The organism is Hydrogenovibrio marinus (assembly GCF_013340845.1).
Taxonomy (GTDB): Bacteria; Pseudomonadota; Gammaproteobacteria; order Thiomicrospirales; family Thiomicrospiraceae; genus Hydrogenovibrio; species Hydrogenovibrio marinus.
Genome location: NZ_AP020335.1, coordinates 2,163,500 through 2,183,447 on the forward strand (window position 1 = coordinate 2,163,500; position 19,948 = coordinate 2,183,447).

Sequence of the window (19,948 nt, forward strand, 5' to 3'; positions counted from 1 at the left end):
TAGAGCATAAAAATGCAAAATTTACATTTGACGGCACAACAAATTCGTATTTTTGAATCTGTCGCCCGCAATAAAAGCTATACAAAAGCGGCCGAAGAACTCTATCTTTCTCAACCGGCCGTTTCGATTCAAATCAAAAGAATCGAAGAAAACAATGACGTCAAACTCATAGAAGTCGTCGGCAAACGTTTATACCTGACGCGCGCCGGCGAACAAATGTACAAAAGCTGCCAGAAAATCCTTGATGAGCTGAAAGACCTGAATATCAGTATCAAGTCTGCACAACAAAAAGTTGAAGGCGAACTGACGATGGCGGTGGTCACACCGGCTAAGTACTTCATGCCCTATATTTTGAAGTCTTTCCTGAACCGTTATCCAAACGTTATCCCGCGCATTACCGTGGTAAACCGCCGTCGAATCTTGGATGAGCTCAAACAAAACCAATACGATTTGGCCATTATGGGACGTGTACCTGAAGAGTATAAAATGGAAGCCTTTCCATTCTTCAAAAGTGATTTGGTGGTGATTGCACCGCCTAAGCACCCACTTGCTAAGGTAAAAAACATTACGCAGGACCAGATAGCGAATGAAAACTTCATCCTAAGGGAAAAGGGTTCTGGTATTCGTATCGCAACGGAAGAGCTCTTTGCCAAAAACGGCGTGCAAATAGAGCCCTACATGGAACTCGGAAGTACCGAATCCATTAAACAAGCCGTTATGGCAGGGTTAGGCATCTCTGTTATCCCACAACATGCGATTCGCATTGAATCAAAACATGGGCATTTGGAAATATTAGATGTAGAAGGCTTCCCGTTGAACAGGGACTGGTATGTGGTAAAACTTGAACAGAAAACGCCACCACCTCCGGCTCAGGCGTTCTTGGAATTTCTGCATTCAGTAGATATCAACAAGCTATTGGCTCGTTCCGATACAAGATAGAGCTCTTAAAAAGGCAAAACCAATGTAGGTTCAAGCTTGAGTAAGCGTTGCTTGAACGCTGCTTGAATCTCTAACAGTGCTGTTTGAGAAGTCGCCTCAAATCGAATCGTGAGCGTTGACGTCGTGTTTGACGCTCGAACCAACCCCCAACCTTGTGCATACTCAACCCGAACACCGTCCAAAGTGACCACTTCTTTGACCTTCGAGTCAGGTTGATCTACAAAACTTTGACGCAAACGTTCCACCAAGACGGCTCCCTCACCCTCAGTGATAGAAACATGAATTTCCGGCGTGGCCCGCCACTTGGGTATGCCCGCAAATAATTCTGCCGTTGTTTTGCTTTGATTGGCAACTAATTCCAACAAACGTGCCGCTGTATAAATAGCATCATCAAAGCCATACCATCTGTCCTGAAAAAACAAGTGCCCCGACATTTCTCCGCCCAATAAAGCACCTGTTTCTTTCATTTTGGCCTTCATCAGCGAGTGCCCTGTTTTCCACATGGTCGCCTTACCGCCATGACGTGTTACCTCTTGCATCACCAGCGCTGAACACTTCACGTCAAAAATCACTTCCGCCCCCGGATGATTAGCCAAAATATCCTTGGCAAACAAAATCAATTGGCGATCAGGCTCCAACACATTGCCCAAATTATCCAAAACACCACAACGATCGCCATCGCCATCAAATGCCAGCCCGATATCCGCTTTGGACGCCAGCACAACTTCTCTTAGTGCTGCAAGATTGCCCAGTTTTGCAGGGTCTGGGTGATGATTAGGAAAACGTCCATCCACTTCACAGAATAGCTCGATGACTTCGCAGCCAATTGCCCTGAGAACTTCCGGGGCATAACGACCAGCAACACCATTTCCCGCATCCACCACTACTTTTAATGGTCGATTAATCTGGATTTCTTCTGAAATACGGCGGCAATAGTCGGTCAAAACAGGTAGCGTTTCTATGTAGGGTTGCCCCCAACCTGGCAGATTTTGAGCGGTTTTGAAATCATCATCAAAGGCGGTAGAGCTAATGCGACGATACAGCGCTTGAATTTGATCGCCATACATTGCTTGCCCTTGTAGAACTAACTTGATGCCGTTGTCTTCTGGTGGATTATGCGAGCCTGTAATGACCGCACAAGAGTTAACACCATCTATCGTTGCTGCAGCAAAATAAACCATTGGCGAAGTGACCTCACCAACGTCGATAACAGAAACATTTTGACTCGAAACACCTCGCATAAAAGCTCTTTGTAACCGCAAGCTGGACAGCCTGCCATCACGCCCGACAACCAAACGATCTTCACCGCAAGCCCTTAGCGCTTCGGCAAAGGCGATGCCTATCGCTTCAGAGACCTGTTCATCTAGCGTGACATCAACTTTGCCACGAATATCGTAGGCTTTGAAAATACCAGAGCTGCACAGCAACGTCACGCCTGAAAAAACCTCACAAACCTGGCGCTTTCCACATGGGTTCGGTCAGGCCTGACTTAACCAAATCCAACTGTGCTTGATAAACTGCCTGCCACTTTTCGGTAATATCAGCATAGCGCTGAGTATGTTCCAAATTGGGTTCTACCGTTTTTTCCCATCTGACAATTTCGCGAGATGCCTGAGCCATTGAGTTGTAAATCCCAATACCAGTGCCTGCAGCCATAGCTGCTCCCAGCGCAGTCGCTTCTTTGACTTCAGGTATATGAATCGTCTTGCCAGTCACATCCGCTAAAATTTGCGGCCAAAGCAGTCCTTTGCTTGCTCCACCAGCAAACACCAGTTGCTCACTGGAAATACCAGAAAACGCCTCAATATTTTTCAAATTAATTGCCGAAACAATACAAGCGTTTTCCTGTAAGGCTCTAAACATTGACGCTTTATTGCACTTTTCTGCATCCAGACTTAAATTAATAAACGAGGGACTGGCATGCATCCAATGACCATAATTCATTGCATCCGAAAAAACAGGCAATATCCCATAGGAACCAACCGGTACTTTTTGTGCCTTTTGTTCAAGTAGAGTATAAGCATCAACGCCTTGTTCTTGCGCCTGCATGACTTCCAAATCGCAAAAAGCATCTCGAAACCAACGCATCACCAAGCCACTGAAAAACGTAATCCCTTCTGCCTGAGATACTCCCGGAATGACATGCGGATTCACACGAATCGACAAATCCTTCGGCACCGCCGTATCCGCTGGGATATTAACAATCTGTTGCCAAAAGGTTCCCCCTAATACAGCTGACTCTCCCAACTCGACAACACCTAATCCAGCCGAGCCCAATTGAACATCTCCGCCACCAGTAATAACGGGAGTGCCTGCCAGCAATCCAGTTTGCTTCGCCGCCTGCGCCGACACTTCCCCCACTTGAGTACCTGTTTCAAAGGTATCCGGGAAAATTGAAGGGGGAATATCTAGAGCCTTAACCAAATGAGGGAACCAACTGCGGTCTTTCAATGAAAAAATACCGGCTGTTCCTGCATTAGATGGTTCGCTCACAATCTTGCCCGAGAGCTCAGTCAAAACCCAATCGCTGATCATGTTGATATGCCGAACTTGTGCGAATGTTTCCGGATGATGCTTTTTCAGCCACAGCAGTCTTGGCAAGGCACCTAAAGCAAATGTTTGCCCCGATACTTGATAAAAGGCTTCTTCCATCCCTGGAAACTGTTGATGCAACTCTTTGACTTCTTCCGAGGCTCTGGCATCAACATTGGCTACCGCCCAAATTGGCTGATTTGATTCGTTATAAAGTACGATTCCTTCCCGCATAGACGTTGATGAAACCGCTTGAATCTGACTAGGAGAAACTCCAGCTTGCTGGATCGCTTTTTTGATACAACGACAAATTAATTCCCAGTTGTTTTTACAGTCAAACGACATGGAATTCGGCACATTAGGTTCTGCGATATGCACCCATTCTTCTTGACCAACACCTAACTGATGTCCAGCAGCATCAAAAATAACCGCCCTGCCCGAACCAGTTCCCGCATCTATCGCCAATAACACTGCATCCATTTACTTACCCCATATGCCGCTCTGCAAACTTGTCAGCTTAGCTAGATTTTTTAAGCTTAGCTTGTTCCAATTCCCAATACTCCATCTCAAACAATTCAGCATCGGAAAGTGGTTGGTACCCACCTAAATCTTGTGCACGCAAAATAGCTTCAAAGGTATGGTCATTTATGTCTTGGATAATCTCAACTTCTTTTTCAGACTTTCCGAATGCAACCGATCCTACGCCTTTGATTACTGCATAATGCGGTGCCGGATTAAGACATATCTCATGAGTCTGATGTTGGTTAAAGTAAGCCTTATAGGAAGAGATGTAAGCTTGTACTTCATCTTCAATACGCGCTATATCGCCCGATAGAATGACAGGCTTCTGCTTGGTTCTAATAATATGGTCTGGCGTCAAAACACTCACTTGCTTTAAAACACTATCCGACTGTTGAGCGAATATTTGCGAGACCACAGATTCATTCACCAAGCCAATCACTTCTTCCGGCGCGTCTGGCGACTTGATCTGAGCAACACAGCCGACTAATTCTTCTAGATACTCTTCCGAAATTTCATGCGCACCTTGCAATGTCGGCAAATGAGTTTTACTTTGTAAATAGTCTTCTGCCATGCCTGCCAGTTCAACCATCATGTTATAGGCATCTTTACCAGAGTCCGAAAACGTAAACAAACCATGGTTCATCAAGACCATGCCTTTGATATTTGACCAATCAACGTTTTTAGTCTGTTCATAAACGGCTTTAGCCAAAATAAACCCAGGCATCACATAAGGTACAAACAAAACCGTATCGCCATACAATTCTTTTAAAATCGCTTCGCCGTTTGGTGTGTTGCTAATAGTCACCAATGCATCTGCATGGGTATGATCTACAAACTTAAACGGAATCACTGCATGTAGAATAGCTTCTACTGATGGATTTGGCGCGGAAGCATCAATCATTGCCTCACGTTGTTGTGCAACCATATCCATATCTGACATGCTGTCAAGTTCTGCCATTTTCAATAGCGCGTCTAACTTTACGGGCGCAAAGCCTGCTGGTTCAATTGTTTCCAAATCCCAACCAGACCCTTTGACATATAAAATGTCTTCACCGTTGACTTGCGATTTTACAGAGGTGTTTCCACCCCCGTGCATGACCAGATTCATATCCTTGCCAAGTAAACGCGAAGTGTAAACTCGCATGTCTAAATCACTGCTAATCTGAGCAGCTTCCGTTTCATTCCAATAATTTTGCATTGTGTGTCCTAAAAGTTTTGCGATGGATAACTTAAGCGTCTTCTTTAATAAATGGCTGACCCGGTTCCCAATCAATATAAACAGAATCTTTTTCTTCCAGATGAGGCGCTTTGATAAACACAGCTTTGAAAGGTGTGTCCGTCTCATTGCGGAAATAATGTGCTTCATTCGGATCGCAGCGCAAATAAGTACCCGGTTTAATTACGACACGTTCACCATCCACGTAAACCGCACATTCACCTTCCAAACCTAAAAATGACTCTTCTTGCTTAACATGCTTGTGGCAAGGGTGATGTTCGCCAGGCGTGATCACAACCACCCCCAAATCGACGTTAGGCCCAACAGTTAAATATTTAGGTCCATGGGTTTCAAAACGATACTCGTGTTTATCTTCATGCGTCATGTACATAAATCTTCTCCTTAAATACTTTTATTTAATGTGTTCCAGTATGACCAAACCCACCCATGCCACGCTCGGTTGCTTCACCGAACTCTTCGACTTCAGTAAACACAGGTTGTAGAACAGGGACAATCACCATTTGTGCGATGCGCTCGCCAACTTCAACTGTATAAGGCGTGTCACCACGATTCCAACATGACACTTTCAGTTCTCCTTGGTAATCGGAATCAATTAAACCCACCAAATTCCCCAAAACAATACCATGTTTATGTCCCAGACCGGAGCGAGGCAAAATCATTGCTGCCAAGCCCGCATCATCAAGGTGAATCGCCATTCCGGTCGGAATTAAAACCGTTTGCCCCGGTTCTATGGTCAAAGGGGCATCGATACAAGCGCGCAAATCCAATCCAGCCGAACCTTTGGTACCGTAATGTGGCATCTCAATCTCATTCCCCAAACGTTTATCCAAGATTTTGTATTCGACTTGAATGGTCATATCGCTTCCTTTTCTGTTTAAATTTTGTCCGCTATTTTGGCACAAAACCCACAAAAGGGCGACCTATCTAAGTTTCAGTCTAAGCATATAAAGTGTTTTAATTAGACCTTACGCGACAAACGACTAGAATTGAACAAGTCACCTATTACTATCGCCAAATGCAAGGAGCATAAAATGCCAGGGATGTTTTCAGGTTTTTTCGGATTAATCTTTTTTATTTTCTTATTCGTCGCAGGCATTTTATGGTTTTTAATGCCCTTTGCTGTTTTCGGTACCAAGACCAAATTAGAGGAACTGATTCAAGCGCAAGCACAGACCAACCAGCTTTTGAACAATATGCACAATGAAATTGCCGAATTGCGCAAATCCTTCAACAAAGAATAGCGCAGTAATCAAATCATGCTAGCACCGAGAAATATCTGGGCACTGGGTTGGGTCAGTTTCTTTACCGACTTGGCAACTGCCATTACCAAACCGCTCATTCCAATATATGTGGTTTTGATTCTCAACCAAGGCGTGGACAAACTCGGCTATATACTTGCCATCACGACGTTTGTCTCCTATTTATTCCGTTGGTTCGGCGGTTGGCTCAGTGACAAACTTCAAGTAACCAAACCACTACTAATCGTCGGCTACGGTCTATCAATGATTATGAAACCTTTAATGGCATTTGCGGTCAGTTGGCAGAGCATCGCTTTCTATAGCGCCACAGAAAGACTGGGCAAAGCCATTCGCAGTGCTCCCAAAGATGTCTTGATTTCCGCATCAGCACAATCCAGCCATCAAGGGCGTGCATTCGGTGTTCACAAAACACTGGATATTGCAGGTGAAACGCTAGGCGGCATTGTCGTTTTTGTCCTGCTCATCCTGCTCGGGCAGTCTGCTGAACATATTCAAATAATTTTCATGTCAACGCTATTGCCAGGGGCTATCGCTGTGCTCATCCTCATTCTCTTTGTGCAGGACAAGGTGAAATCAAAATATATGACGCCTCGCCCTGCAACTTCGGACGATGACACGCCACAGAAACAGTTCGACCAAGCGCTGTGGGGCTGGTTCTTTATCTACTTCTTTGCGGTATTTTTCATGCTCAATGACGCCTTTATGTTAATTCAAGGGCATGACAAAGGCGTGGCGACTTTTTGGTTGCCTTTACTGATGGTGACATCAGGACTCACTCAAACGCTCATCAGCTATACCGTCGGTAAAAAACTCGATGCAAGCGGTGCACGAACCCTGATGCTCATCAGTTTGTTATCTGGCATTGCCTCAACGGCTTTACTTTTTTCTTCACACCCAACGGGCATTTTCTTAGCCTTCGTATTCCAAGGCATTTTCATGGTCACAGGATTGAATGCCTTGCGCACCCGCATTGGTCAAACAAAACACGCCAAAGGCAAGGCTTATGGTGTTTTTTACTTGGGAACAGCCATCGCTACCGCTTTAGGCAACCTGATTATTGGACAACTATGGGAACATCTTGGCAATAACCAAGCATTAACGTTTTCCTTAGCCGGGTTACTGATACTGTTAGTGATTGCAGTATTAAAGCCGAAGCTACTGATTGAAAATGGCGTTGACCCCCAATCCATTCATCCGGCAACTTAAATAAATAACCGCCAAGCGTCTCCTTTCATTCAGAGTATCTATTGGTTATTTAAAAGTCATTGCCGTAGAATCATGTCTCAATAGTAGAAAAAAAAGGGTTTTCAACAAACAAGCGATTATGAAAAAAGTACTCAATACATTAATTACATCAAGCTATATGTTTTCCGCCTTATCTTTATTTGCCATCGCGGTGATGATCATGGGCTGGTCGGTGTCTGAAGTATTTGAGCAGCTTTTTAATGCCAGTCTACAAAAATCCGAATTCGTCGCCATCATGTTGCAGGCAGTGGGGGCAATCGTTATCGCAATTGCCATTATTGATGTCTCCAAATATATGATTGAAGAAGAGATTTTCCGCGATAAGGAATTACGCTCACCGAAAGAAGCGCGCGAAACCATGACCAAAGTCATCGTCATCATCTCCATCGCGGTTGGAATTGAAGGATTGGTTTATATCTTTAAAGCGGGTAGTGAGAACATCACCTTATTGCCCTACCCTGCGGTATTGCTAGTTGTTTCCGTTATCTTAATTGTTGGTCTGGGTATCTTCCAAAAACTCAGTTTATCTACTGAAAAGTCGGTCAGAGAACCTAAACTCAAAGACTAGTCCCTATCACCGAAGGCAATACCCAACCTGGCAGATTTTTAGTCTCACCATTCATGTTGCCCGGCATAGTATGCAAACGCCGCCATAAATGCTGGTTCTTGAAATTTTTTCAATCCGGTTTCCGCAAAGGTAATGGGTAATGGGTATTTTTTTAAGTTCTCTTTTTGCTCTGTTGCCGACAGCAAAGTCACATTCACGTTTGGCATCAACTGTAACGCTGCCTCTAACTTGAACCCATCCGCACCACCTGCAAACTTGCCTTTTTTCAAACGCGCGCGAATCACCACATTATCAATCTGATAATCTTCGATCAATTTAGCGAATGTTTTTTGAAAATACCTCAAATCATCGGCTCTATCGGGGTTTTGACAAGTCACGCGACGCACTCGACAATCAGGCAAGTGAAAAATATCCTCTTCCACTTTCAGCAAGCTGATAATTGCATCATTTCCACTGAGTTCTACACCACAAATCACCATGACCATCTCCCGATTGGTTTTAAACAATATCGTGATTATCTCAATAACCCTGTCGATTCGGGAAGATTCTTTGGCATGAAATTGCTGTTTTAACATTTACACCCTGGTTTTTTTGACTTGCTAACGTAGAATAAAAGGCAAAAACGCACTTTATAGGTAATTGAAATGAATGAACTTTATTGTCTGAATATGGATTTTGACAAACAGGTCTATAAACTGGGTAATCAGTTGGATTGGGTGACCAGCCCATCGGATGGTGTTTCCCGTGTTCATTTAGAAAGAGAAGATGCGGAGTCAGGACACACAACCAGCTTTGTTCGCTTTGCACCTGGCGCCTCTTTTTCGCCTCACACGCATCCACTGGGTGAAGAAATCTATGTCATGGATGGGGTGTTTTCTGACGAAAATGGTGACTACCCTGCGGGGACTTATCTGCGAAACCCTCCGGGTTCCCAACACAAGCCTTTTACAAAAGAAGGCTGCACGCTTTTCGTAAAGCTTGACCAGTTTCAACCAGGTGATACCCAGCAAGTCGTCATTCGCCCTGAAAACCAACAATGGCAGCCAGGCATCGGCAATCTAGAAGTTCTCCCTTTGCATCAATTCAAAACAGAGTCCACGGCATTAGTGTTTTGGCCAGCTGGGGAGGTTTTTCAACCCCATACGCATTGGGGTGGAGAAGAAATTGTTGTGCTATCGGGCACTTTTATAGATGAAACAGGTCATTATCCTGGCGGTAGCTGGATAAGAAATCCCGACCAGAGTCGCCACCATCCTTATGTTGAAGAAGATACGCTTATCTTGGTGAAAGTTGGGCATCTTCTTCATTTAACAGATTAAAGCCATGTGCTTAGGTGTTGCCAGTTTAATTCACGGCTTATCTGAAGGCGAAGGGTCTTTTACCACATCGGAAAGATGCTGAATCGCGCTACGAGAAACAACTTTAACCCAGTTAGGGAAGTCTTCGGATTTGATGGGTCTCGCAATCACATAACCTTGTACTTTAGGGCATCCCATCGCGTATAACCTCTGGCAATGTTCAAGGGTTTCAACGCCCTCTGCAATCACATCTCGACCAAAAGCCTGTGTCAGCTTCAAGATACCGTCTACAATCGCCATATCATCTCGATCTTCCAGCATATCTCGCACAAAGCTCTGGTCAATCTTAATCATGCGTGCCGGCAAATGCCTTAGGTAGGTCAATGATGAGTATCCTGTTCCAAAGTCATCCAGCGCAAATTCAAGCCCCAGTTTATGACAGAAACGCATCAAATCACCGACATGATGAACATCTTCTAAAGCCGTGGTCTCCAACACCTCAAATGACAATGCACTGCTATTGATTGCTGGAAAACGACCGAGACAATGCTGGATACGGTCTTTAAAATCTTTTTCCAACAATGAACGAGCACTGATATTAATACTGATGGGGATATTCAAACCTTGCTGATGCCAAGAATCCCACTGCTCAATGGCTGTTCTCATCACCCACTCATCCAAATCAACACTTAAAGGATGGTCATGAATAACGGGCAAAAACTCGTCCGGATACAACAAACCACGTACAGGATGTTCCCATCGAATCAAAGCTTCCGCACCACACACTTCGGCGGCTTCCAAATCCGCTTTAGGCTGGTAGTAAAGCACAAATTGATTCTCAAGAATGGCATTACGGATTTCCGAAAGTAATGCAGTTTGCGATTTCACGATAGCATCTTGGTCAACATCAAAGAAGCGGAAACGGTTTTTCCCTTCTTGCTTGGCTTGATACATCGCTTGGTCAGCATGACGAATCAACAAGTCCGCATCCGACAAGTCATTCGGGTAGAGTGCCACGCCAATGCTGGCGGAGACCTTAACCAAGTGTGCCCCGATTAAGATCGGCTCTGAAACCGACATTAACATGCGCTCAAGAACTGGCTCGCAGAACTGTGGCGATTCCAAATCTACCAACACCGCCACAAATTCATCCCCCCCCAAACGCGCAAGCGTATCTTCGGCTCGCAATGAAGCTTGCATACGCTCGGACACTTTCACCAACAATTGATCCCCGACATCATGTCCATACAAGTCATTGACCTCTTTAAACCCGTCCAAGTCAACAAACAACACCGCTAGGGACTTGTCATTTCGATCCGCATGAATAATCGATTGTTGTAAGCGGTCTGCTAGCAAAACCCGGTTAGGTAACTGCGTCAAAACATCATAATGAGCAATGTGCTCAAGGCGTTTCTGGTTTTCTTTGATGGAAGTGACATCGGTAAATATCCCCATGTAGTTCTGCACATGTCCTTTATCGTCATAAATGGCACTGACAGTAATGACTTCTGCATAAACCTCGCCACTTTTATGACGGTTCCACATCTCTCCAGTCCAGAAACCTTTTTCTGAAATATCTTTCCACATCTCTTTGTAGAAATCCGCACTTTGCAAATTCGATTTCAGCATGCGAGGGTTTTTGCCCAACACTTCTTCGCGCTGATAGCCGGTGATATCGGTAAAGCCTTTGTTCACATCAACGATATTGCCATCAATATCAGTAATGGTAATTCCCTCTCGTGCGTGGTTGAAGACATTACCAATCAGTCTTAAGTGCTGTTGAGCATTAAATCGTTCAGTAATATCACGCACTAAGACAACAAAGCTACATTCTTGATGTGCATTCAACTTACAGGAAACCGACAATTCAAAGTGACACTTTCCACTTGGTGTAAACATTTCATACTGCTTTCCACGAGAGCGCCCTTTCTCTCTAGCTTCATCAAAGGCGGCATCACAAACCTCAACAACATTCGATGGCAACACATCCTGATAACATTTCCCTAAAAATTCCGATGGTGGCAAATAAAGCTTATTGGTCACGGCGGTATGATAATTGGTCATATGCCCATCATTATTGACCTCAAATAACATATCTGGAATGGCATCGAGGGTTGCACGCAGTTGATTTTGTGCCTGGAGCAATGCATGCTGAGACTCCTTGAGTTTACTGATGTCTCTAGAGATCCCCAAATACCCAATAATGGTCTTATCATCGTCTGCATAAATGGGTGTCACCACCAAATTCACAGGAACTCGCTTCCCGTCTTTTCGGAGATATGTCCATTCGCCCTCTACCCCCCCATCTTTTTCAGACTGCCATGTAAAAACCTGCATATCGGACTCAAGTGCACCAATTTCTTTTTCGATTTGTTTTCTCTTGCGCTTGACTTCATCTTCTATATGAAACGCATGAGGCGTCTGTTTGCCGATCATCTCTTCGGCGCCATACCCTAGGAGTTTCTCGGCACCCGCATTAAACGAAGTGATATAACCTCTGGTATCAGTTGCAATTATCGCTACCTCCGTCGCGGCATTCATAATACGCCCTAGCGTTCCAGCAACCGTATTCAATTCTTTCTGTAGTTGTTGACAGCGGCGAATGTCATACAACAGATAACCAATCACCAACATCTGCAGAACAACCGCTGCCAACAAATAATGCACCAGACGTTGTTTTTCCGCCGCAATCTGGAGCTTTTGCTTGTCGACCATCTTTTCCAATAAGGTCTGGTACGTCCAAAGGTCTTTGTTTTTAGTGCGAACACTCGAAATGTCGTTAATCATGGATAGCAAATAATTTTTGCCATTGATCTTATAAGGTTCGGAATGGACTTCAACCGTACGGATATTGCCATTTGCAAGCTTATGGCGGAAGATAAAATAATTACGGCCTTGCGTCTCAGCCAACTGTCTTTCAACCGCGACCTGTTCTTTGGAAAGCTGATTGATTTGTTGAATATGCATACTCAACAATTCTGATTTGTTATAACCGTAGAACTGCATTGCTGCAGGGTTGGCATCTATGATTTGGCCGGATTGAGGGTCAATGATGAGCATCACAACATTCTGCTGCTCAAATACATCCTTGAAGTCAGGCAATGCTGCCTTGGCAGAAGAGGAAAGCGGAAACCAACAAAGAAAACAAAGGAATAAAGATGCCATCCAGCGTAATTTTTGGACTTGCTGTCGTTCTAAACTGAAATACATGTGACTCCAGATCATTCTGACCTCCATTTCATCCTGATCTCCACCGTTGAGTTCTATAAGTTCCATCTTGTTATAAGTAGTAGGATTTAAGCTTCCTTCGATTCTAACAAAAGAAATTGTGAATAGAAATGCAAATCTCTTACTTCATCATTTACTCATATGCAGTACAAGAATCCAACCTTAAACTGTTTGTGATGAATTGATGTTACCTTGGATTGGCGATAACATGTTCCAAACACCCTGAGCAGATTTCAAAGGTTTGAACCCCCATGCCCCGAAGACATTTTCTAAAACAAGTCATCATCTGGCTTTCGTCATTAAGCGCACTACTATCTTTCAGGAATGCCACCGCCACGCAAGCGACGAGCTCTAGCCAACCCAAGACGTTGAAAAATACTTCATTGAGAACCCTTAAATCCGACTATCCAGGCAACCCGATAAAAGACGGACTCTTTCTCAACCCTTATACTGTGAATGACCCTGCAGCAAACCATGGCTTTGGCGATATTCTAAAATGGCGACTTTCAGACAAGCCATACAAAGCACAGAAAGAGCAGGAGAAATCGCTACCCGGTCTTGACGTAATTCACTCAAACACACTGCCCGCAACAGATCAGGATTATATTCTCTGGCTAGGACATGCCAGTTTTCTGATTCAAATAGGTGGCAAACGACTGCTAACCGACCCTTGCCTCACAGCTCCGCCGATGTTTACGCGTCATACCGAATTACCACTCCCCATTAACAACATTCAACCCGATTATCTACTAATCAGCCATGGACACTACGACCATCTGGATAGCGACACCCTAAAACATTGCAGCCACAGCAAGGCCTTGATTCCGCTTAAGATGACGCCTTTAGTACAGGAAATGAATCCAACCATTGAATGTCAGGAAGCTGGTTGGTATCAGCAATATCAACTTGCTGACGATTTTGAAGTCATTTATCTGCCCGCCAACCATTGGTATCGCCGAACGCCTTTTGATAAAAATGAAATTCTTTGGGGTAGCTTTCTGATTAAGACGCCGAGCAAAATGCTCTATTTTGGGGGAGATACGGGTTATGCCGAGCACTTCAAAGAAATCAAACAACTCTTCGGCAAAGTGGACATCACTTTTCTACCGATAGGTGCTTATGAACCGAGGTGGTTTATGAAGTCTAGCCACATGAACCCTCAAGAAGCGTTGCAAGCCTACAGAGAAATGGGCGCTGGCGTTTTGGTACCCATGCACTATGGGACTTTTGATTTGACGGACGAACCCTTGAGCTTGCCGCCGAAGGTGCTGAAAGAAAACACTACGACCGAAACCGTGAAATATCTCACTATCGGTGAAAGCTGGTTCATCTAGAGACCTATTTCCCACCCCCAACCTGGTAGATTTGCGAGCATAAAATCTGCCAGGTTGGGGTAAGTGACAACGAAACCCTCACGCCGTTCTATGCCGGAACAACCACCCTGCAAGCGAAAGCGTGACCACTGCGATAATCGCCATCGGCCAGATTTGCGACCATACCACATCCATTCCGACATCCTGCAGGAAAATCCCACGAACGATAACCAGAAAGTAGCGCATGGGGTCAAGGTAGGTCAGCCATTGAATGACTTCCGGCATATTCTCAATCGGCGTTGCAAAGCCGGAGAGAATGACCGCCGGCACCATGAACATAAACGCTCCTAGCAATGCCTGTTGCTGCGTGGTTGACAAAGATGAAATCATCAAACCGACCCCAATGGCGGAAATAACGAAGAACACCATTGCCAACTGAAGCAGCCAGTAGTCTCCGCGGAAAGGTACATCAAACCAAAAAATCGCAATGAGGATAATCACATTGCTTTCCAGTACCGCGACCATCATGCCAGGCAACGACTTTCCTATCAGGATTTCTATCGGCAAACACGGCGTGACCAACAACTGGTCAAACGTTCCTTCTTCCCTCTCCCTTGCTACTGATAACGCGGTAATCAACAAGGACACAATCAATACAATCAATGCCACGATTCCGGGGACGAAGAACCAGTTATTCTCCAGGTTTTCATTAAACCAATTTCGCGGCACCAGCGTGATGGGCGGTTGCTTTAAATTATGCTGTTCAGCCCATAACTGGTTAAATGTCTGCACGACACCGGCAACATCATTTTGCGCCAGCAAAGCAGTATTCGAATTACGCCCATCGACAATCACCTGCAAGTCCGTCGTACCTTCCTTAAGAAGTCTGCTGGAAAAATCCGCCGGAAAACTTACGACCACCAATGCCTTTTTTTCATTGATGAGCTGGTTAATCTTTTGCTGATCGTGCAAATAGGCTACCACCTCAAAGCTGTCCGATCCCTCAAGCCTGCCAATAATTTCTTGCGAGAGAATTCCTCTATCCTGATTCAAAATGGCTATCGGTGCTTGCTTCAACTCAAAGGTTGCGGCATACCCGAACACCAACAACTGTATCAATGGCGGCCCAATCACCACAAAGCGAGTACGCTTATCCCGGAACAATACACGTAGTTCTTTCACCATCAAGGCAAAGATGCGTGACCAGGAAATCATGCTCAACCAATTCAACATCCTGCCTCCCGCTAATCCAGACGCTTATGGGATTTTTTCAACACAACCAGTGTCAAAACAACGCCCATCACCAGTAATGCCAACAGATTCGGCAAGATAATCCAGAAAATATCACCGGCCAAAAACTCGCTCTGCAATAACGCCACAAAATAATGCGCTGGCACAATATGCGAAATCATCTGAATCACCAATGGCGTACTGTGCAAATCGAAAATAAAACCGGACAACAGAAACGCGGGTAGAAACGTTACCAAAATAGCAATTTGCCCCGCAACGAACTGAGTGCGACCCACCGTTGAAATAAGGATTCCCATCGACAACGCTACCCAAAGAAAAAGCGCGGAACTCAACAGAAGAACCCACAAAGATCCTCTAAGCGGTACATGGAATAAATAAAGCGCCATCAGTAAGCTCAGCAACATACCACCCATACCTAAAACAAAATAAGGAAATACCTTACTGAACAATATTTCATAAATACTGACAGGCGTGACCAACAGGGCTTCCATCGTCCCACGCTCCCATTCTCGTGCCACCACCAGCGCGGTAAGCAATGCGCCAATCAACGTCATGACAATGGCAATCAACCCCGGTACAAGGAAATAACTACTGTTGACCTCACTGTTGAACCAAATTCGAGTCAACTGCTGCACCGGCTGCGTGAGTGTCGAGCCATGTTTGAGCGCATAATCCGAAAGCCACACCTGCCATGCTGCCTGAACATAACCATTAATTAGATTGGCGGTATTGGAGTTGACGCCATTCACCAGCAATTGCACGGGGGCAGTAGGTTGTGAATAGAAGTCCTGAGTGAAGCTAGATTTCAGAATCACCACTGCTTGAATGGCTCCTTGATGCATGGCCTCTTTTGCCGAAGGTACATCGTCATAATGAGAAGCATCAAAATATTGAGAGCGATAAAAATGACTGGCGAAATCCGCTGACTCCACCGAAGGTGACTGTTGCACAACGCCCATTTTGATATGTTTCGCGTCTAAGGAAACGCCATAGCCGAACAGTAGCAACAGAACGACCGGCATAACAAACGCGATACTGATACTGCTTGGGTCACGAAGAATTTGGCGAAACTCCTTGGTCACCAAACCTCTGACACGCATCATCATGCGCAGAAAGTTTTGCTTCCGATTCTGGTTCATGAAGCCACCTCTTCGTCACTGACGGATTCGGTCGCCTTGTCACCTTGCACAATACGTACAAAGGCTTCTTCCATATCAGAAACACCTTCCTGACCTTTGATTTCTCCTGGGGTGCCGAGCGATAAAATTCGTCCACTCGCCATGATTGCCATACGGTCACAATACTCTGCTTCTTCCATAAAGTGTGTCGTGACCATAATCGTGACACCTTGATCGGCAAGTGCGTTGATCTTATCCCAAAAGTCGCGTCGTCCTAGTGGGTCAACCCCGGAAGTCGGCTCATCCAAAAACAGAATATCCGGTTCATGCATTAGAGCGCAGGCCATCGCCAAACGCTGCTTAAAACCTAGCGGTAAATCATGGCTGTTTTGAGTAAGAATCTCCTGCAAGTCAAAAGTTTCCACCGCCCAGTTAATACGCCGTTGCCTTTGCTTACCTTTAAGACCATACACCTGACTGTAAAAGGCCAAATTCTGTTCGACCGTCATCACGCCATACAATGAAAATTTCTGCGACATATACCCCAACTTGGCTCGCGCTTGTGCGCGAGCATGTCGGAGGTTCAAGCCAACCACTTCAAGATGCCCGCTGGTCGCTGGTAACAAACCGCACAACATTCTGAATGTGGTGGTTTTACCCGCACCATTCGCTCCCAGTAAGCCAAAAATTTCACCACGTTCCACGCTAAAGCTCAGATGATCAACGGCAACAAAGTCTCCAAACTTACAAACCAACTCTTTGACTTGAATTGCAGGCCCTTGGGTTGCCTGTTCTTCCGTGTCTTGCGAAGATGCATGCTCGGTCGAGGAAAACGCGGACTGACTGCTCTCACCTCCAGCAACATCGCCCTCTTGTGACGCCAAACGATCCACAAACGCGTCTTCAAATCGCGGCGCCACCGGTTCGATTTGATAGCCGGTCATGCCACTACTTTTTTCCAATGCTTTAGACAACAGATCAGTGGAGTCAATGCTTTCTTGAGTAAGCACTCTAAGAGAGTCGCCAAAAATAAGCGCGTCTTTCACCATTGATAGGGTGTCGAGTTGTTTTTTCAAATCTCGTTTTGACAACTGGGGATGAGACACCAAAAAGGTTCTTTGCAGCATCGCTTCGGAAAACTTCTGAGGCGGCCCCTCCGCCAAAAGCTTCCCTTCGTGCAAGAGTTTGATGTCATGACAGCGTTCCGCTTCATCTAGATATGCGGTACTCAACAAAACGCTCATGCCTTCTTTTTCCACTAGCTGATAGACAATTTGCCACAATTCTCTTCTGGAAACCGGGTCGACCCCCACGGTAGGTTCGTCCAACAGCAATAATTGCGGCGCTTTGACCAGCGTACAGGCCAGGCCAAGCTTTTGCTTCATCCCGCCCGACAGGTTCCCTGCCAGACGATCATAAAAGGCATTCATTCCCATCATACTGAGCAGAAACTCAAAGCGCTCCGCACGAGTGTGTTCTGGCACACCTTGTAAGTCTGCATAAAGAGAAAGATTTTCTCGAACGGTTAAATCCTGATACAGCCCGAACTGTTGTGGCATATAGCCAATCATCGACTGTACGGCTAAAGACTGGGTTGCGACATCAAGGCCTAAAACGCTTATTTCCCCTTCTTCATACTGAAGGAGTCCGGCAATCAAGCGCATAAGCGTTGTTTTACCTGCACCGTCTGCCCCGATCAACCCGGTCACCTGACCAGGCTTTAATTCGAAGCTGACATCGGAAAGTGCTTCAATCGTTCGATTGGGCAGGACAAAGCACTTATTGAGCGACTGGACAACTAAAGGCGTAGTGAGATTGGACATGACCGTCGCCTGAGCTACTTCGATTCGAAATCGTTCATCTCGTCTGACGACTCTACCGAATTGGCAGAACAGGTTGGCTCCTTAAGCGGCTTATCACGTGGGTCAATAGTGACGGTTGCCGGCATGCCTAAACGTAGCTCTCCCGACGTATCACAGGTATAGATTCTGACTTGATAAACCAATTGTGTTCTCAGGTCTTCCGTTTGCACGGTTTTTGGCGTGAACTCTGCAACAGGAGAAAGGTAACCCACCCAACCGTGATACACCTTGTTTGGGTAACTGTCAGTTGTAATAGTGGCAGGTAAACCGATTTTGACTTTGCCCAATTGGTTCTCTGAAACATAGGCGCGAATCCATTTCGGATTTTGTAACGCGAGAGTCATGACGGTTTGTTGAGGCTGAGCAATGTCTCCAGGTTCAAGAATACGATCGCGAATGATGCCATCTACCGGCGAAATCAGATTTGAATCCGTCAGGTTCTTTTGTGCCAACGTCACTTGCGCCTCTGCTTGGGCAATCTGTGCTCTGACTTGGGCAATATCTTCTTTACGTGCGCCCAACTTAGCAACTACCCAAGCATTTTCCGCAGCCATTTCATTATGGCGAGTGGCATCGGCTTTTGACGAGGCAATATCAACATCATCTTGAGAAGCCAGTTTTTTTGGCAATAGGGTTTTCAAGCGTCGGTAACTTTTAGCCGCTTGCTCAGCTTCTGCTTTTGCTGCCAGGTAACGGTTTTTCGCTTGTGCAATGTCCTCAGGGCGGTTTCCGGCAAGCATTTTATCCAGTTGTGCTTCAAGACTATTCACTTGCTCTTGCGCCAAGTCCAACTGCGCTTCATAACGTGTTTTATCGACACAAGCAAGCTTCTGCCCTGTTGTGACTGAAGCACCTTCTTGCACGTCTATCTTCTCAATTTGCCCAGTAACCTGGAACGCCAGATTTACCTGACGAATATCGACATTACCATAGAGTTTGATATGTCCATTTTGCTCGGAAGAATTTGAATTCGATGCAAACCAATAAATGCCACCCGCTATTATTAACAACACGACCAGAATGAGAATCCGTTTTTTCATATCAAAGCTCTTGCTTGTTTGGGTTAATCAACTAGGCTCTACTATACCCCCCCATTATAGGGAATCAAGTGAAATTTACCTTATTGGAACGGATACATATCTATACTTTTCGCGCCATAAATCTTTTGTTAAACTAAACGTGTTTAACCCTGAACACCATGTTCTGAAAGGGGTTCAAACCAAACTCTTTAAAATCATTAATTATATTTATTGGTCATAAATAAAACTTTTTCATTGATTTTCTTTCTCTCAGTCATTACTATGTATATAAAGTTTAGTTATACATAGATAATTAAACTTTATCGATATTTGAGTTTAAGTCCTTTTAGTCAAATGTCACCAATCTTTCATATTGAAACAATAGAATGCTCCTCAACGTTTCAGGAAGGTTACTCTCCTCAGATTTAAGCCTTATTGCCCCCAATAAGGCTTTTTTTATGCTTCTCGTTCAACCACAAAATTAATTTACCGACAGTATTCACTGAGCGTATGATAATCAAGGAGTTTTATCTCATCTCATGCTTTATCACATGGAG

General features: G+C 45.0%; 17 protein-coding genes. 6 read left to right on the forward strand and 11 right to left on the reverse strand.

All coding sequences use genetic code 11. The features are described from left to right. Positions 1-12 precede the first annotated feature (12 nt). Positions 13-939, forward strand: a complete 927-nt coding sequence (locus HVMH_RS10300) for a LysR family transcriptional regulator (RefSeq protein ID WP_029912387.1) — start codon at positions 13-15, stop codon at positions 937-939. Positions 940-944: 5 nt separating this feature from the next. On the opposite strand, the gene HVMH_RS10305 is transcribed toward HVMH_RS10300, so the two are convergent. The 5 genes from HVMH_RS10305 to dut are packed head-to-tail and all read right to left on the reverse strand — an operon-like array spanning position 945 to position 6,132. Beyond that, positions 945-2,372 carry a phosphomannomutase/phosphoglucomutase gene (locus tag HVMH_RS10305; protein WP_029912380.1) on the reverse strand — a complete coding sequence of 476 codons (1,428 nt, stop codon included), beginning with the start codon at positions 2,370-2,372 and terminating at the stop codon, positions 945-947. A gap of 13 nt (positions 2,373-2,385) precedes the next feature. Further along, a complete protein-coding gene (gene lsrK / locus HVMH_RS10310; RefSeq protein ID WP_029912377.1) occupies positions 2,386-3,951 on the reverse strand; it encodes an autoinducer-2 kinase in 1,566 nt (521 codons plus the stop codon). 37 nt (positions 3,952-3,988) lie between these two features. Then, positions 3,989-5,191, reverse strand: coding sequence for a class II aldolase/adducin family protein (locus HVMH_RS10315; RefSeq protein ID WP_029912373.1), 1,203 nt, complete (start codon positions 5,189-5,191; stop codon positions 3,989-3,991). Between the two features lie 31 nt (positions 5,192-5,222). Next, positions 5,223-5,600: a cupin domain-containing protein gene (locus HVMH_RS10320; RefSeq protein WP_029912370.1), complete on the reverse strand. Its 378-nt coding sequence runs from the start codon at positions 5,598-5,600 to the stop codon at positions 5,223-5,225. 25 nt (positions 5,601-5,625) lie between these two features. Continuing rightward, positions 5,626-6,132, reverse strand: a complete 507-nt coding sequence (gene dut, locus HVMH_RS10325) for a dUTP diphosphatase (RefSeq protein ID WP_408610138.1) — start codon at positions 6,130-6,132, stop codon at positions 5,626-5,628. Positions 6,133-6,261: 129 nt separating this feature from the next. On the opposite strand from dut, the gene HVMH_RS10330 reads away from it, so the two are divergent. The 3 genes from HVMH_RS10330 (at position 6,262) to HVMH_RS10340 (ending at position 8,302) form a co-directional block, all read left to right on the forward strand. After that, positions 6,262-6,471: a hypothetical protein gene (locus HVMH_RS10330; protein ID WP_029912366.1), complete on the forward strand. Its 210-nt coding sequence runs from the start codon at positions 6,262-6,264 to the stop codon at positions 6,469-6,471. A gap of 15 nt (positions 6,472-6,486) precedes the next feature. Continuing rightward, positions 6,487-7,695 carry an MFS transporter gene (locus HVMH_RS10335; RefSeq protein WP_051623118.1) on the forward strand — a complete coding sequence of 403 codons (1,209 nt, stop codon included), beginning with the start codon at positions 6,487-6,489 and terminating at the stop codon, positions 7,693-7,695. Between the two features lie 118 nt (positions 7,696-7,813). Beyond that, positions 7,814-8,302 (forward strand): hypothetical protein, encoded by a 489-nt coding sequence (locus tag HVMH_RS10340; protein ID WP_029912361.1) that lies wholly within the window; start codon positions 7,814-7,816, stop codon positions 8,300-8,302. A gap of 44 nt (positions 8,303-8,346) precedes the next feature. Here HVMH_RS10340 and HVMH_RS10345 read toward each other — a convergent pair whose 3' ends face one another. Next, positions 8,347-8,877 carry a DUF3010 family protein gene (locus HVMH_RS10345; protein WP_232087765.1) on the reverse strand — a complete coding sequence of 177 codons (531 nt, stop codon included), beginning with the start codon at positions 8,875-8,877 and terminating at the stop codon, positions 8,347-8,349. A gap of 69 nt (positions 8,878-8,946) precedes the next feature. Here HVMH_RS10345 and HVMH_RS10350 point away from each other — a divergent pair, with 69 nt between their 5' ends. Then, positions 8,947-9,621 (forward strand): cupin domain-containing protein, encoded by a 675-nt coding sequence (locus HVMH_RS10350; protein WP_029912359.1) that lies wholly within the window; start codon positions 8,947-8,949, stop codon positions 9,619-9,621. A gap of 30 nt (positions 9,622-9,651) precedes the next feature. On the opposite strand, the gene HVMH_RS10355 is transcribed toward HVMH_RS10350, so the two are convergent. Continuing rightward, complete coding sequence (locus HVMH_RS10355) at positions 9,652-12,876, reverse strand: bifunctional diguanylate cyclase/phosphodiesterase (RefSeq protein ID WP_051623117.1); 3,225 nt, start codon at positions 12,874-12,876, stop codon at positions 9,652-9,654. Between the two features lie 203 nt (positions 12,877-13,079). On the opposite strand from HVMH_RS10355, the gene HVMH_RS10360 reads away from it, so the two are divergent. Next, positions 13,080-14,162 (forward strand): MBL fold metallo-hydrolase, encoded by a 1,083-nt coding sequence (locus tag HVMH_RS10360; protein ID WP_051623116.1) that lies wholly within the window; start codon positions 13,080-13,082, stop codon positions 14,160-14,162. Between the two features lie 78 nt (positions 14,163-14,240). Here the strand turns inward: HVMH_RS10360 and HVMH_RS10365 are convergent, their stop codons facing one another. Genes HVMH_RS10365 through HVMH_RS10380 form a run of 4 tightly spaced genes read right to left on the reverse strand, consistent with a single transcriptional unit; the run spans position 14,241 to position 19,412 of the window. Then, entirely contained in the window at positions 14,241-15,374 is a 1,134-nt protein-coding gene (locus HVMH_RS10365; protein WP_029912351.1) for an ABC transporter permease, read from the reverse strand. A gap of 11 nt (positions 15,375-15,385) precedes the next feature. Beyond that, positions 15,386-16,531 carry an ABC transporter permease gene (locus HVMH_RS10370; RefSeq protein WP_029912348.1) on the reverse strand — a complete coding sequence of 382 codons (1,146 nt, stop codon included), beginning with the start codon at positions 16,529-16,531 and terminating at the stop codon, positions 15,386-15,388. Further along, the gene (locus tag HVMH_RS10375) at positions 16,528-18,333 is read right to left on the reverse strand and encodes an ATP-binding cassette domain-containing protein (RefSeq protein ID WP_051623114.1); all 1,806 of its coding nucleotides are present in this window, start codon (positions 18,331-18,333) and stop codon (positions 16,528-16,530) included. The genes HVMH_RS10370 and HVMH_RS10375 overlap by 4 nt, the downstream gene beginning before the upstream one ends. Before the next feature lie 14 nt (positions 18,334-18,347). Further along, complete coding sequence (locus HVMH_RS10380; RefSeq protein WP_051623113.1) at positions 18,348-19,412, reverse strand: efflux RND transporter periplasmic adaptor subunit; 1,065 nt, start codon at positions 19,410-19,412, stop codon at positions 18,348-18,350. Positions 19,413-19,948 lie beyond the last annotated feature (536 nt).

Excerpts from the sequence above, each read along its gene's own strand:
- HVMH_RS10300 (WP_029912387.1), top strand. The coding sequence starts at position 13 with ATGCAAAATTTACATTTGACGGCACAACAAATTCGTATTTTTGAATCT.
- lsrK (WP_029912377.1), bottom strand. The coding sequence starts at position 3,951 with ATGGATGCAGTGTTATTGGCGATAGATGCGGGAACTGGTTCGGGCAGG.
- HVMH_RS10315 (WP_029912373.1), bottom strand. The coding sequence starts at position 5,191 with ATGCAAAATTATTGGAATGAAACGGAAGCTGCTCAGATTAGCAGTGAT.
- HVMH_RS10320 (WP_029912370.1), bottom strand. The coding sequence starts at position 5,600 with ATGTACATGACGCATGAAGATAAACACGAGTATCGTTTTGAAACCCAT.
- HVMH_RS10330 (WP_029912366.1), top strand. The coding sequence starts at position 6,262 with ATGCCAGGGATGTTTTCAGGTTTTTTCGGATTAATCTTTTTTATTTTC.
- HVMH_RS10335 (WP_051623118.1), top strand. The coding sequence starts at position 6,487 with ATGCTAGCACCGAGAAATATCTGGGCACTGGGTTGGGTCAGTTTCTTT.
- HVMH_RS10340 (WP_029912361.1), top strand. The coding sequence starts at position 7,814 with ATGAAAAAAGTACTCAATACATTAATTACATCAAGCTATATGTTTTCC.
- HVMH_RS10345 (WP_232087765.1), bottom strand. The coding sequence starts at position 8,877 with ATGTTAAAACAGCAATTTCATGCCAAAGAATCTTCCCGAATCGACAGG.
- HVMH_RS10350 (WP_029912359.1), top strand. The coding sequence starts at position 8,947 with ATGAATGAACTTTATTGTCTGAATATGGATTTTGACAAACAGGTCTAT.
- HVMH_RS10355 (WP_051623117.1), bottom strand. The coding sequence starts at position 12,876 with ATGGAACTTATAGAACTCAACGGTGGAGATCAGGATGAAATGGAGGTC.
- HVMH_RS10360 (WP_051623116.1), top strand. The coding sequence starts at position 13,080 with ATGCCCCGAAGACATTTTCTAAAACAAGTCATCATCTGGCTTTCGTCA.
- HVMH_RS10365 (WP_029912351.1), bottom strand. The coding sequence starts at position 15,374 with ATGTTGAATTGGTTGAGCATGATTTCCTGGTCACGCATCTTTGCCTTG.
- HVMH_RS10370 (WP_029912348.1), bottom strand. The coding sequence starts at position 16,531 with ATGAACCAGAATCGGAAGCAAAACTTTCTGCGCATGATGATGCGTGTC.
- HVMH_RS10375 (WP_051623114.1), bottom strand. The coding sequence starts at position 18,333 with ATGTCCAATCTCACTACGCCTTTAGTTGTCCAGTCGCTCAATAAGTGC.
- HVMH_RS10380 (WP_051623113.1), bottom strand. The coding sequence starts at position 19,412 with ATGAAAAAACGGATTCTCATTCTGGTCGTGTTGTTAATAATAGCGGGT.